Raw genomic sequence first — 13,389 nt, forward strand, 5'->3', positions numbered from 1 at the left:
ACATGGCATCCAAGCCAGAGAAACTGCTTGCCGTCAAAGGCATGAACGACATCCTGCCGCCGGACTCGGCGCGCTGGGAGTGGTTCGAGGAACAGGTGCGTGCGCTGATGGCGCGTTTTGCCTACCGCAACATCCGCACGCCCATCGTCGAGCCCACGCCCCTGTTCGTGCGCGGCCTGGGCGAGGTGACCGACATCGTCGAGAAGGAGATGTACTCCTTCGAAGACCGCTTGAACGGCGAGCAGCTCACGCTGCGCCCCGAGTGCACGGCCGGCGTGGTGCGTGCCGTGGTGGAGCACAACATGCTCTACGAAGGCGGCAAGCGCCTGTACTACATGGGCCCCATGTTCCGGCACGAGCGCCCGCAACGCGGCCGTTACCGCCAGTTCCACCAGATCGGGGCCGAGGCCCTGGGTTTTGCCGGTGCAGAGGTGGACGCCGAGATGATCCTGCTGGCCGACGCGCTGTGGAAGGTGCTGGGCCTGAATGATGTGCGGCTGGAACTCAACAGCCTGGGCCAGCCCGAGGAGCGCAAGCTGCACCGCGCGGCGCTGATCAGCTATTTCGAACAGCACGCCGAGCAGCTCGACGAAGACGCCAAGCGCCGCCTGCACAGCAACCCGCTGCGCATCCTGGACACCAAGAACCCGGCCATGCAGGCCCTGGTGGAGGCCGCGCCCAAACTGATCGACTTCCTGGGCGAAGCCTCGCTGGCCCACTTCAACCAGGTGCGTGCCATCCTGGACGCCAGCGGCGTGGCCTACAGCATCAACCCGCGCCTGGTGCGCGGCATGGACTACTACAACCTCACGGTCTTCGAGTTCATCACCACGCGCCTGGGCTCGCAGGGCACCATCTGCGGTGGCGGCCGTTACGACTACCTCATCGAGCAGATCGGCGGTAAGCCGGCACCGGCCGTGGGCTGGGCCCTGGGTGTGGAGCGGGTGCTGGAACTGCTGAAAGAGCAGGGCGCCGACCATCCCCAGCCCGTGCCCGACGCCTACGCCATCATTCCGGATGCTGCTGCTTTGCCGCAGGCCATGCCCGTGCTGCAGACGGTGCGCGCCGCCGGACTGAGCGTGTTGATGCACGCCGGTACGGGCGAGGGCATGGGCAGCATGAAATCGCAGTTCAAGAAGGCGGACGCCAGCGGCGCGTCTTATGCGCTGATCTTCGGCGCCGATGAACTGGCCCGTGGCGAAGTCACCGTCAAGGCGCTGCGCGACGGCGCCGGCGCACAGACCTGCCATCCCCTGGCGCAGGCGGCCGAATGGGCCCCCCGCCTACAATCCCGCACTTGATCTCCGCACCTGATCTGAAGAATCCTCATGGCACACCTCGACCTCGAAGAACAAGAGCAGCTTGACCAGCTCAAGCAATTCTGGAAACAGTACGGCGGCCTCATCAGCTGGGCGCTGATCGTGCTGCTGGGTATCTACGCCGGCTGGAACGGCTGGCAGTACTGGCAGCGCAAGCAGGCAGTGCAGGCCACGGCCCTCTACGAAGAGGTCGAGCGCATTGCCGCCAGTGGCGATGGCGCGCGCCTGGACCGCGCCCTGGGCGACATGAAGGACAAGTTCGCCGGCACCGCACAAGCACAACAGGCGGGCCTGCTGACTGCGGCTGTGCATGCCTCGGCCGGCCGCAACGACGCGGCCCGCGCGGCCCTGTCATGGGTGGCCGAGCAATCGGGCGACGAAGGCTACAAGGCCGTGGCGCGCCTGCGCCTGGCCGGCCTGCTGCTCGATGCCAAGTCCTACGACGAGGCGCTCAAGCAACTGGCAGACAGCTTCCCGGCCGGTTTCGCGGCCCTGGCGGCCGATCGCCGCGGCGACGTCTACCTGGCCCAGGGCAAGAAGGCCGAGGCGGCTGCCGAATACCAGAAGGCCTGGGCAGGCCTGGAGCCCGGCAGCAGCTACCGCAATGTGGTCGACGTCAAACTGGCTTCCCTGGGGCTGGCGCCCGCAGCGACGGCCGGGGAGAAGAAGTGATCCTGTCCCACCCGGTCCTGTCGCGTGCCTGGCGTGGAGCAGGGGCCTTGGCCCTGAGCACCTTGCTGCTGGGCTGTTCCAGCGCACCCAGCCGTCCCGAGCCGGCCCCGCTGCAACCGGATCCCAAGCTGCTGGGCATGCGCCAGGCTTGGGGCATCGATATCGGCCGGGTCGATTTTCCGCTGGTGCTTCAGGTGGCCGGCAACACGGTGGGCGTGGCGTCCAGCGAAGGCCAGGTCAGCCTGCTCGATACGCGTACGGGTGAGCCAGTGTGGCGCGCCGAGGTGGGCGTGCCGCTGAACGCCGGTGTCGGACACGACGGCCGCATGGCGGCGGTGGTGACGACGGAAAACGAACTGGTGGCACTGCAGGAAGGGCGTGAACTCTGGCGCCAGCGCCTGAACGCGCCGTCCTATACCGCGCCGTTGGTGGCGGGGGGGCGGGTCTTCGTGCTGGGTGCGGACCGCAGCGTTTCCGCCTACGACGGCCAGAGCGGCCGGCGCCTGTGGAACCAGTCGCGCAGCGGCGAAGCCCTGGTGCTGCGCCAGCCCGGCGTGCTGATCCCCGTGGGCGACACCCTGGTGGCGGGCCTGTCGGGCCGCCTGGCGGGACTGAACCCCCTCAATGGCAGCGCGCGCTGGGAAGTGCCCATTGCGACCCCGCGCGGTACCAATGACGTGGAGCGCCTGGTCGACCTGGTGGCCGGCGTGGCACGCCAGGACGCCGTGGTCTGCACGCGGGCCTTCCAGGCCGCGCTGGGCTGTGTCGACGCGGCGCGTGGTGCGCTGGTGTGGAGCAAGCCGGCGGTCGGCGCTTCCGGTCTGAGTGGCGATACGACCCTGTTGTTGGGCGTGGAGTCCGACGGCACCGTGATCGCCTGGCGGCGCGCCGACGGCGAGCGTGCCTGGAGCACGAGCCAGCTGCGTTTTCGCAAGCTGAGCTCCCCCTTGCTGCTGGGGCCGGCCCTGGTGGTCGGCGACGACGCCGGCCGCCTGCATTTCCTGTCGCGCACCGATGGTGCGCTACAGACCCGCATCGAGACCGATGGCACGCCCATCACCGTCACGCCGGTGCTCGCGGGCAGCACCGTGGTGGTGGTCACGCGCGACGGCCGCGTCCTGGGCCTGCGCCCTGAATAATCAAGAAAGTCCGACATGAAACCCGTCCTGGCCCTGGTGGGCCGCCCCAATGTCGGCAAATCCACGCTGTTCAACCGGCTGACCAAAACGCGCGACGCCATCGTGGCCGACTTCGCCGGCCTCACGCGTGACCGCCACTACGGCAACGGCAAGCAGGGCAAACACGAGTACATCGTCATCGACACCGGAGGCTTCGAGCCCACGGCCGAGGACGGTATCTACAAGGAGATGGCCAAGCAGACGCGCCAGGCCGTGGCCGAGGCCGACGTGGTCATCTTCGTGGTCGATGCGCGCGGCGGCCTGTCGGCGCAGGACCACGACATTGCCAACTACCTGCGCCGCCTGGGCAAACCCTGCGTGCTGGTGGCCAACAAGGCCGAGGGCATGACCGATGGCACCCGGCTGGCCGAGTTCTACGAACTGGGCCTGGGCGAGGTGTACCCGGTGTCGGCCGCGCACGGGCAGGGCATACGCTCGCTGGTCGAGCTGGCGCTGGCGCCGCTGAACCTGCCGGACGAGGACGAAGCCGAAGAGGAGCAGGTGCCCGGCCTCATCAAGCTGGCCGTGGCCGGCCGACCCAACGTCGGCAAGTCCACCCTGATCAACACCTGGCTGGGTGAGGAGCGCCTGGTGGCCTTCGACCTGCCGGGCACCACGCGTGATGCCATCAGCGTGCCCTTCGAGCGCAATGGCCAGAAGTTCGAGCTGATCGACACGGCCGGCCTGCGCCGCAAGGGCAAGGTCTTCGAGGCGATCGAGAAGTTCTCGGTGGTCAAGACCCTGCAGGCCATCGAGTCGGCCAACGTCGTGCTGCTGCTGCTCGACGCCACCCAGGGCGTGACCGACCAGGACGCGCACATCGCCGGCTACATCCTGGAGAGCGGCCGCGCCGTGGTGCTGGCTGTCAACAAGTGGGACGCGGTGGACGACTACCAGCGCCAGACCCTGCAGCGTTCCATCGAGACACGCCTGGCCTTCCTGAAGTTCGCCAACATGCACTTCATCTCGGCCAAGAAGCGCCAGGGCCTGGGTCCGCTGTGGACCTCCATCGTCCAGGCCTACAAGGCGGCCGGCTGCAAGATGTCGACGCCGGTGCTCACGCGATTGCTGCTGCAGGCCGTGCAATTCCAGAGCCCCCAGCGTGCCGGCATGTTCCGCCCCAAGATGCGTTATGCGCACCAGGGCGGCATGAACCCGCCGGTGATCGTGATCCACGGCAACTCGCTCGAGCACGTGCCTGATTCCTACAAGCGTTTCCTCGAAGGCTGGTTCCGCAAGGAGTTCGACCTGGTGGGCACGCCCATGCGCATCGAGATGAAAACCTCGACCAATCCCTATGCCGACAAGGAAGAGCGCTAGGCCCCGGCCTGGCCCCGAGTCCGGACTCTTTACTGGGGATTAGCTCCGCTTGTCAAGCGAACGCCAGCCTGCTGTGGTATGGTGACGACTTCCTTACTACTCTTGAACACGGAGAATATCGTGAGCAATAACAAAGGTCAGCTCCTGCAAGACCCCTTCCTCAACGCCCTGCGCCGCGAGCACGTGCCGGTCTCCATCTACCTGGTCAACGGCATCAAGCTGCAAGGCCAGATCGAATCCTTCGACCAGTACGTAGTCCTGTTGCGCAATACCGTGACCCAAATGGTCTACAAGCACGCCATCTCCACCATCGTCCCCGGCCGCGCGGTGAATTTCGCGACTGGCGCCGAAGGCGAAGCCCCCAGCGCACCCTGAGGTATCGGGGGCCGGCCGCGCAGGCCGCAGGCCTGTGACTTCCATATCGTTCTCTTTCCGGCAGCCTCCTCCTTGACCGTCTTGTCAGATCAGCACCCCGCATCGACCATCCTGGTCGGGGTGGACTTCGGTCTGCCGCATTTCGACGGCGAACTCGAGGAGCTCGGCCTGCTGGCCGAGACCGCCGGACTGCACCCGGTCGGCCGTATCACCTGCAAGCGCAAGGCGCCCGACGCGGCGCTGTTTGTGGGCAGCGGCAAGGCCGAGGAGATCAAGCTGCTGGCCCAGCAGCTGGGCGCCAGCGAAATCCTCTTTGACCAGAGCCTGAGCCCGGCCCAGCAACGCAACCTGGAGCGCACGCTGGAGTTGCCGGTCAACGACCGCACTCTGCTGATCCTGGAAATCTTCGCCCAGCGCGCGCGCAGCCACGAGGGCAAGTTGCAGGTCGAGCTGGCCCGCCTGCAGTATCTGAGCACCCGTCTGGTGCGACGCTGGTCCCACCTGGAACGCCAGACCGGCGGCGCCGGTGTGCGCGGCGGCCCGGGCGAGAAGCAGATCGAGCTGGACCGCCGCATGATTGCCGAGTCCATCAAGCGCACCAAGGAGCGCCTGCACAAGGTCAAGCGCCAGCGCCAGACCCAGCGCCGCCAGCGCGAGCGTCGCGACGCCTACAACATCTCCCTGGTCGGCTACACCAATGCCGGCAAGTCCACCCTGTTCAACAGCTTGGTCAAGGCGCGCGCCTATGCGGCCGACCAGCTGTTTGCCACCCTGGACACCACCACGCGCCAGCTCTACCTGGGCGAGGCCGGGCGCTCGGTTTCCCTGTCGGACACCGTGGGTTTCATCCGCGATTTGCCGCACGGCCTGATCGACGCCTTCCAGGCCACCCTGCAGGAGGCGGTGGACGCCGACCTGCTGCTGCACGTGGTCGATGCCGCCAACCCGAATTTCCCCGAGCAGATCGCCGAGGTGCAGCGTGTGCTGGCCGAGATCGGCGCCGAGCACATCCCGCAGGTGCTGGTCTTCAACAAGCTCGACGCCCTGGGGCCGGAGCGCCGCCCGGAACGGGTGCAGGACAGCTACGAACTCGATGGCCAGGCCGTCCCGCGCATCTTCGTCAGTGCCCGTGACGGGGAGGGCCTGCCCGCGCTGCGCCAACTGTTGGCCCAGCGCGTCATCGCCAGCACCACCGTGGCCCCGGAAGAGGCCGAAATCGAGGCCGATTTCCCGGACAATCACGCAAGCCCATTCTGATTGGGCACAATGCGTGGGTTCGAGGCGCTGAGCCGAGATTACAGAGAGAAGCCAAGAATGAAACTTCATGCACCAGCCTTCCGCTGGGCCGCTTTATGGCCCGGCCGCCTGCGCGGCATGTTCAACCTGAACGACCCGCGCTGGGGTCGAGGTGAGGACAAGCCCTCCGAGGCCAAGCCCGAACCGGGCCGCCCCGAATCCGATGTGCCGCCGCCCCAGGGCAACGGCCGCGGGGCGCGCCCCGGCAACACCCAGGGCCCGCCCGATCTGGACGAACTCTGGCGCGATTTCAACCGCAAGCTCTCCGGCCTGTTCGGCGGCGGGCGCGGTGGCCAGGGGGGCAACGGCGGCACGCCGCCCGACATGAAGGGTGCACGCTTCGGCATCGGCCTGATCCTGGCCATCGTGGCCCTGATCTGGCTGGGCACGGGCTTTTTCATCGTGCAGGAAGGCCAGCAGGCTGTCATCACCCAGTTCGGCAAGTACAAGACCACTGTGGGGGCTGGTTTCAACTGGCGCTTGCCTTATCCGATCCAGCGCCATGAGCTGATTTTCGTGACGCAGATCCGCTCGGTCGATGTCGGCCGCGACGTGGTCATCAAGGCCACCGGCCTGCGCGAGTCGGCCATGCTGACCGCGGACGAGAACATCGTCGAGATCAAGTTCGCCGTGCAGTACCGCCTGAACGACGCTCGCGCCTACCTGTTCGAGAGTCGCGACCCGGCCAGCGCCGTGGTGCAGGCCGCAGAAACCGCGGTGCGCGACGTGGTGGGCAAGATGAAGATGGACTCGGCCCTGTCCGAGGAGCGCGACCAGATCGCCCCGCGTGTGCGCAAGCTCATGCAGGACATCCTGGACCGCTACAAGGTCGGCATCGAGGTGGTGGGCATCAACCTGCAGCAGGGCGGTGTGCGTCCGCCCGAGCAGGTGCAGGCCGCCTTCGACGACGTGCTCAAGGCCGGCCAGGAGCGCGAGCGCCTGAAGAACGAAGCCCAGGCCTATGCCAACGACGTGGTGCCGCGCGCCATCGGTACCGCTTCGCGCCTGAAGGAAGAGGCCGAGGGCTACAAGTCGCGCATCGTGGCCCAGGCCCAGGGTGACGGGCAGCGCTTCCGCTCGGTGCTGGCCGAATACCAGAAGGCGCCACAGGTCACGCGTGACCGGCTCTACCTGGAGTCCATGCAGCAGATCTATGGCAACGTGACCAAGGTGCTGGTGGATTCGAAGCAGGGCTCCAACCTGCTCTACCTGCCGCTGGACAAGATCATGCAGCTCGGTGGTGAGGGCGGCACCGCGCCCCTGATGCAGGGTGCCGTGCCCGGGGCCGCACCGGTGCAGCCCCTGCCGTCTTCCGCCGCTGCCGATGTACGCTCGCGTGAGAACCTGCGTTCGCGCGAACGCGAAACCCGATAAGGAAGCCAACATGAACCGTATCGGATTCATCCTTTCCTCGCTGCTGGTGCTGCTGGCACTGGCGAGCTCCATGCTGTTCGTGGTCGACCAGCGCCAGTTCGGCGTGGTCTACGCCCTCGGCCAGATCAAGGAAGTCATCACCGAGCCCGGCCTCAACGTCAAGCTGCCGCCGCCGTTCCAGAACGTGACCTACATCGACAAGCGCCTGCTCACGCTGGACAGCCCCGACAACGAGCCCATGCTGACGGCCGAGAAGCAGCGCGTGGTGATCGACTGGTACGTGCGCTGGCGCATCAGCGACCCCACCGAGTACATCCGTAACGTGGGCCTGAACGAGGCCGCCGGTACCAGCCAGCTCAACCGCGTGGTGCGCAACGCCTTCCAGGAAGAGATCAACAAGCGCACCGTCAAGGAGCTGCTCTCGATCAAGCGCGAGGCCCTGATGTCCGACGTCAAGGACGAGGTGCTCAAGGCCGTGCGCGGCGACAAGCCCTGGGGCATCGATGTGGTGGACGTGCGCATCACGCGCGTGGACTATGTGGAGTCCATCACCGAGTCGGTCTACGGCCGCATGAAAGCCGAACGCCAGCGCGTGGCCAACGAACTGCGCTCCACCGGCGCCGCCGAGGGCGAGAAGATCCGCGCCGACGCCGACCGCCAGCGCGAGGTGACGGTGGCCAACGCCTACCGTGACGCGCAGAAGGTCAAGGGCCAGGGCGATGCCGAGGCCGCGCGCATCTACGCCGAGGCCTTCGGCCGTGACCCGTCCTTCGCCCAGTTCTACCGCAGCCTGGAGGCCTACAAGGCCAGCTTTGCCAGCAAGAATGACGTGATGGTGCTCGACCCCAGCAGTTCGGAGTTCTTCAAGGTGTTCCGCGGCCAGGGCGCAGCGCCCAAGAAATAAAGCGTGAGCAGTGATGCCTTCTGGCTGGCCATGGCCCTCGTTCTGGTGATCGAGGGCCTTTTTCCCTTCATCTCGCCGGTGGGCTGGCGCCGCATGTTTGCCCAGATCCTTGGCTTAAGCGACGGCCAGATCCGCTTCTTCGGCCTGTGCAGCATCCTGGCCGGCCTGGCAGGGCTCTGGTGGCTCTTGCCCTGAATTTCGGTCTGGGGCGCTGCCGGAGCGCCGGTCCAACCCGGTAAAATCACGTTTTTAACAGCTCCCCCTTTCCCATGTCCGCCTGGCTCCTGCCGGATCACATTGCCGATGTCCTGCCTTCCGAGGCCCGCCACATCGAGGAACTGCGCCGCGACCTGCTCGACATGGCGCGTTGTTATGGCTATGAGCTGGTCATGCCGCCGCTGCTCGAGCATCTCGCCTCGCTGCTGACCGGCACCGGCCAGGCGCTCAACCTGCAGACCTTCAAGCTGGTCGACCAGCTCTCGGGCCGCTCCATGGGCCTGCGCGCCGACACCACCCCCCAGGTGGCCCGCATCGACGCACATCTGCTGAACCGCCGCGGTGTGGCCCGCCTGTGCTACTGCGGCCCGGTGGTGCACACGCGCCCGGCCAGCCCGCACGCCACGCGCGAACCGCTGCAGTTTGGTGCCGAGATCTACGGCCATGCCGGCCCCGAGGCTGACCTGGAGGCCTTGCAACTCGCGCTGGACTGCCTCAAGGCGGCCCGTCTCCCGGGCTACACCGTGGACCTGGCTGACGTGCGCATCGTCAGCGCCCTGCTAGAAGGTGTGCCAGCCGATGCCGAGACCCTGACCGCGATCCACGCGGCCCTGGCGGCCAAGGATGTGTCGGCGCTGACCCAACTCACCGGCGCCTTCCCGGCCGCTTCCCGCCAGGGCCTGCTGGCCCTGCCGCGCCTCTACGGCGATGCGAGCGTGCTGGATGAGGCCCGCAAGGTCCTGCCGGCCCTGCCCGCGATACACCAGGCGCTGGACGGCCTGAAATGGCTGGCCGGCCAGCTGGAGGGCACCACCCTGGGCTTCGACCTGGCCGATCTGCGCGGTTATGCCTATTACAGCGGCATGCGCTTCGCCGTGTATGCCGAAGGGGTGAGCGACGCGCTGCTGCGTGGCGGCCGTTACGACGAGGTGGGGGCCGTGTTCGGGCGCAAGCGTCCGGCCGTGGGCTTCAGCCTGGACCTCAAGACCCTGGTGGGTGCCGTGCCGGCGCGTGCGCTGCGTGCGGCCATCCGTGCACCCTGGAGCGAGTCGGCCTCGCTGCGCGCGGCCATCGCGCGCCTGCGCCAGGAGGGCGAAACCGTGGTCTGCGTGCTGCCCGGGCACGAGAGCGAGATCGACGAATTCCATTGCGACCGCGAGCTGACCGATGTGGCAGGTCGCTGGGTCGTCAGCGCCATCTGAGCGCTTTTCTTCCATTCAAGCGCTTCTTCGAGTACATCTGAAATGAATACAACCAAAGGTCGTAACGTCGTCGTCGTGGGCACCCAGTGGGGTGACGAGGGCAAGGGCAAGCTGGTCGACTGGCTCACCGAGTTCTCCCAGGGCGTGGTGCGTTTCCAGGGCGGCCACAATGCGGGCCACACGCTGGTCATCAACGGCGTCAAGACCGCACTGCACCTCATCCCCAGCGGCATCATGCGCCCGGGCGTCAAGTGCTACATCGGCAACGGCGTGGTGCTGTCGGCGGCCAAGCTGTTCGAGGAGATCGAAGGCCTGGAGAAAGCCGGTGTCGAGGTGCGTTCGCGCCTGCGCATCAGCGAGGCCTGCCCGCTGATCCTGCCTTTCCACGTGGCGCTGGACGTGGCACGTGAAGCTGCGCGCGAGCAGGGCGGTTCCGAGAAGATCGGCACCACCGGCCGCGGCATCGGCCCGGCCTACGAAGACAAGATCGCCCGCCGCGCCCTGCGCGTGCAGGACCTCAAGTACCCCGAGCGTTTCGCCGCCAAGCTGCGCGAGCTGCTGGCCCTGCACAACCATGTGCTGGGCACTTTCCTGGGCTCGAAGAAGTTCACTTTCGGTGATGCGCTCAAGCCTTACATGAAGGACGGCGAGGTCCAGTTCGAGCCGGTCTATGCCGAAGCCATGCGCCACGCCGAGCAGCTCTTGCCCATGATGGCCGACGTCTCGCGCGAGCTCAACGATGCCAACCGCAACGGTGCCAACCTGCTGTTCGAAGGCGCGCAGGGCACCCTGCTCGACGTGGACCACGGCACCTACCCCTATGTCACCTCCAGCAACTGCGTGGCGGGCAATGCCGCCGCCGGTTCCGGGGTCGGCCCGGGTTTGCTGCACTACATCCTGGGCATCACCAAGGCCTATTGCACCCGCGTGGGCGGCGGCCCCTTCCCGACCGAGCTGGACTGGGAAACCCCCGGCACCCCCGGTTACCACATGAGCACCGTGGGCGCCGAGAAGGGCGTGACCACCGGCCGCTCGCGCCGCTGCGGCTGGTTCGACGCCGCGCTGCTCAAGCGTTCGGCCCAGGTCAACGGCCTGTCCGGACTGGCCCTGACCAAACTCGACGTGCTCGACGGTCTCAAGGAATTGCAGCTGTGCACGGGCTACGAGCTCGATGGCGAGACCATCGACATCCTGCCCATGGGTGCCGAGGAGATCGCGCGCTGCAAGCCCATCTACGAGACCCTGCCCGGCTGGACCGAGAGCACTGTGGGTGTCACGAAATACGACAAGCTGCCGATCAACGCGCGCCTGTACCTGCAGCGCATCGAGCAGGTCACCGGCGTGCCGATCCACATCATCTCGACCAGCCCGGACCGTGACCACACGATCATGATGCGCCACCCCTACGTCGCCTGAAAACTTGTGAATAAATCTACTGCGCAACCCGATCGCGGCGTTGGGCGGTGCTCGCCATCCTCACGTACAGGAAGTACGTTCCGGTGGCTGCGCTCCGTCCGCCTTGCGCTCGGGCCGCTCGCTACGATTTCTTCACAAGTTTCGCGTACCTGATAAACCAAGAGGAACAGCACGATGTTGACCGAAGACGGCAAGCACCTGTACGTGAGCTACGGCGAGTACCACAACCTGGTCGAGAAGCTGGCCATCAAGATCCACCAGTCGGGCTGGGAGTTCGACACCATCCTGTGCCTGGCCCGCGGCGGCATGCGCCCCGGCGACATCCTCTCGCGCATCTTCGAGAAGCCCCTGGCCATCATGTCCACCAGCTCCTACCGGGCCAACGCCGGTACCGAGCAGGGCCATCTGGACATTGCCAAGTACATCACCACGCCCCAGGGCGAGATCGCGGGTCGTGTGTTGCTGGTGGATGATCTGGCCGATTCCGGCCACACCCTGCAGGCCGTGGTGAACATGCTGCGTGAAAACTATCCGCCCATCACCGATCTGCGCACGGCCGTGATCTGGACCAAGGGCGTGTCGAGCTTCCAGCCTGATTACTCGGTGGATTACCTGCCCACCAATCCCTGGATCCACCAGCCCTTCGAGGTCTACGACCGCATGCACATTGCCGATGTGCTGGCCAAGTGGAAGGTGTGAACTAGGCTCACCCCCAGGCTACGCGCACTTCGTGTCGCTACGCCACCCCCCTTGCCGGGGGCGCACCCAGCGGCCCGGCCAAGCCGGTTCCGCGGGTGCCCGCGAATAAGTCCTCTCGGTCCTGCATCGCGCTATGCTCTGCTGACCATGAGCGACAAACGCACCAGCCTGATCCACCATCCCTACACGCCCCCCGAGGGCTTCGCCGCGCCGCAGCCCGGGGTGTACAAGGCTTCCACCGTCTTCTTTCCCAATGTGGCGGCCATGCGCAGCCGCGAGTGGAAGGACAAGACCGGCTACACCTACGGCCTGCACGGCACACCCACCAGCTATGTGCTGGAAGAGCGCCTGGCCACGCTGGAAGGCGGTGCGCAGTGCCTGCTGGTGCCCAGCGGCCTGGCGGCCATCGCCACCGTGGCCCTGTCGCTGCTCAAGAGTGGCGACGAAGTGCTGATCCCCGACAACGCCTACGGGCCCAACAAGGCCCTGGCCCAGGGTGAGCTCAAGAACTGGGGCATCACGCACCAGCATTACGACCCGCTGGATCCGCAGGAGCTGGCGCGGCGTATCAGCCCGAAGACCAAGCTGGTCTGGCTGGAGGCGGCCGGTTCGGTCACGCTGGAGTTTCCTGACCTGCGCGAGCAAGTGCGTGTCTGCCGCCAGGCCGGCGTGCTCAGCGCACTGGACAACACCTGGGGCGCCGGCCTGGCCTTCAACGCTTTCGACCTGGCGCATGAGGGAGCAGGGGGGCAGGGTGTGGACATCTCGATCCATGCGCTCACCAAATACCCCAGCGGTGGCGGCGACGTGCTGATGGGCTCCATCGTCACACGCGACCCCCAGCTGCACATCCGCCTCAAGCTCACCCACATGCGCCTGGGCCTGGGCGTGGGCATGAACGACGTCGAGGCGGTGCTGCGCGCGCTGCCCAGCATGGCGCTGCGCTACCGCGAGCACGACCGCACGGCGCGCGTGCTGGCACGCTGGTGCCAGGCCCGGCCCGAGTTCGCCCAGGTCTTGCACCCGGCGCTGCCGGGCTCCCCCGGCCACGCGCACTGGCAGGCGCTGTGCGGGGCAGAGGAGGGCAAGGCTGCTGGCCTGTTCAGCGTGATCTTCCACGAGCGCTACAGCGCCGCCCAGGTCGACGCCTTCTGCGACGCCCTGCGCCTGTTCAAGCTGGGCTACAGCTGGGGCGGGCCCATCAGCCTGGTCGTGCCTTATGAGCTGGCCGGCATGCGCCAGGGCTGGCCGGCGCACCTGGCGCGCGGCACGCTGGTGCGTTTCTCCACCGGCCTGGAGGCGGTCGAGGACCTGCAGGCCGATCTGCAGCAGGCCTTGGCGGCGCTGGGCTGATACCCCTCATGGCATTGGTGTTTTCCTGACTAGGCAGTCGCCGGGCGGCTCGCTAGTCTTGTTCT

13 protein-coding genes are annotated in these 13,389 nt (G+C 66.8%); all 13 read left to right on the plus strand.

Annotated elements, in window-relative coordinates; genetic code table 11:
• Positions 1-2: 2 nt before the first annotated feature.
• The 13 genes from hisS (at position 3) to AO057_RS11145 (ending at position 13,324) form a co-directional block, all read left to right on the plus strand.
• The gene (hisS, locus tag AO057_RS11085) at positions 3-1,301 is read left to right on the plus strand and encodes a histidine--tRNA ligase (protein ID WP_057675860.1); all 1,299 of its coding nucleotides are present in this window, start codon (positions 3-5) and stop codon (positions 1,299-1,301) included.
• Between the two features lie 27 nt (positions 1,302-1,328).
• Positions 1,329-1,991: a YfgM family protein gene (locus AO057_RS17825; RefSeq protein WP_057675862.1), complete on the plus strand. Its 663-nt coding sequence runs from the start codon at positions 1,329-1,331 to the stop codon at positions 1,989-1,991.
• Between the two features lie 47 nt (positions 1,992-2,038).
• Positions 2,039-3,130 carry an outer membrane protein assembly factor BamB gene (gene bamB / locus AO057_RS11095; protein ID WP_240480772.1) on the plus strand — a complete coding sequence of 364 codons (1,092 nt, stop codon included), beginning with the start codon at positions 2,039-2,041 and terminating at the stop codon, positions 3,128-3,130.
• Positions 3,131-3,145: 15 nt separating this feature from the next.
• Positions 3,146-4,489 carry a ribosome biogenesis GTPase Der gene (gene der, locus AO057_RS11100; RefSeq protein WP_057675867.1) on the plus strand — a complete coding sequence of 448 codons (1,344 nt, stop codon included), beginning with the start codon at positions 3,146-3,148 and terminating at the stop codon, positions 4,487-4,489.
• Positions 4,490-4,567: 78 nt separating this feature from the next.
• Positions 4,568-4,864: an RNA chaperone Hfq gene (hfq, locus tag AO057_RS11105; RefSeq protein ID WP_057675870.1), complete on the plus strand. Its 297-nt coding sequence runs from the start codon at positions 4,568-4,570 to the stop codon at positions 4,862-4,864.
• An 81-nt stretch (positions 4,865-4,945) separates the two neighbouring features.
• On the plus strand, positions 4,946-6,121 hold the full coding sequence (hflX, locus tag AO057_RS11110; RefSeq protein ID WP_240480773.1) for a GTPase HflX: 1,176 nt from the start codon (positions 4,946-4,948) through the stop codon (positions 6,119-6,121).
• Between the two features lie 57 nt (positions 6,122-6,178).
• Positions 6,179-7,534: an FtsH protease activity modulator HflK gene (hflK, locus tag AO057_RS11115; RefSeq protein ID WP_057675874.1), complete on the plus strand. Its 1,356-nt coding sequence runs from the start codon at positions 6,179-6,181 to the stop codon at positions 7,532-7,534.
• A 10-nt stretch (positions 7,535-7,544) separates the two neighbouring features.
• Positions 7,545-8,438, plus strand: coding sequence for a protease modulator HflC (hflC, locus tag AO057_RS11120; protein WP_057675876.1), 894 nt, complete (start codon positions 7,545-7,547; stop codon positions 8,436-8,438).
• Positions 8,439-8,441: 3 nt separating this feature from the next.
• Positions 8,442-8,633 (plus strand): DUF2065 domain-containing protein, encoded by a 192-nt coding sequence (locus AO057_RS11125; protein WP_057675878.1) that lies wholly within the window; start codon positions 8,442-8,444, stop codon positions 8,631-8,633.
• Between the two features lie 74 nt (positions 8,634-8,707).
• The gene (locus tag AO057_RS11130; protein WP_057675880.1) at positions 8,708-9,856 is read left to right on the plus strand and encodes an ATP phosphoribosyltransferase regulatory subunit; all 1,149 of its coding nucleotides are present in this window, start codon (positions 8,708-8,710) and stop codon (positions 9,854-9,856) included.
• A gap of 42 nt (positions 9,857-9,898) precedes the next feature.
• Complete coding sequence (locus AO057_RS11135; protein WP_057675882.1) at positions 9,899-11,272, plus strand: adenylosuccinate synthase; 1,374 nt, start codon at positions 9,899-9,901, stop codon at positions 11,270-11,272.
• Positions 11,273-11,446: 174 nt separating this feature from the next.
• Positions 11,447-11,971: a phosphoribosyltransferase gene (locus AO057_RS11140; protein ID WP_057675884.1), complete on the plus strand. Its 525-nt coding sequence runs from the start codon at positions 11,447-11,449 to the stop codon at positions 11,969-11,971.
• 147 nt (positions 11,972-12,118) lie between these two features.
• Entirely contained in the window at positions 12,119-13,324 is a 1,206-nt protein-coding gene (locus tag AO057_RS11145; protein WP_057675886.1) for a PLP-dependent transferase, read from the plus strand.
• Positions 13,325-13,389: the final 65 nt, after the last annotated feature.

The organism is Curvibacter sp. PAE-UM, assembly GCF_001432305.1.
In the GTDB taxonomy this organism is placed as follows: Bacteria; Pseudomonadota; Gammaproteobacteria; order Burkholderiales; family Burkholderiaceae_C; genus Hylemonella.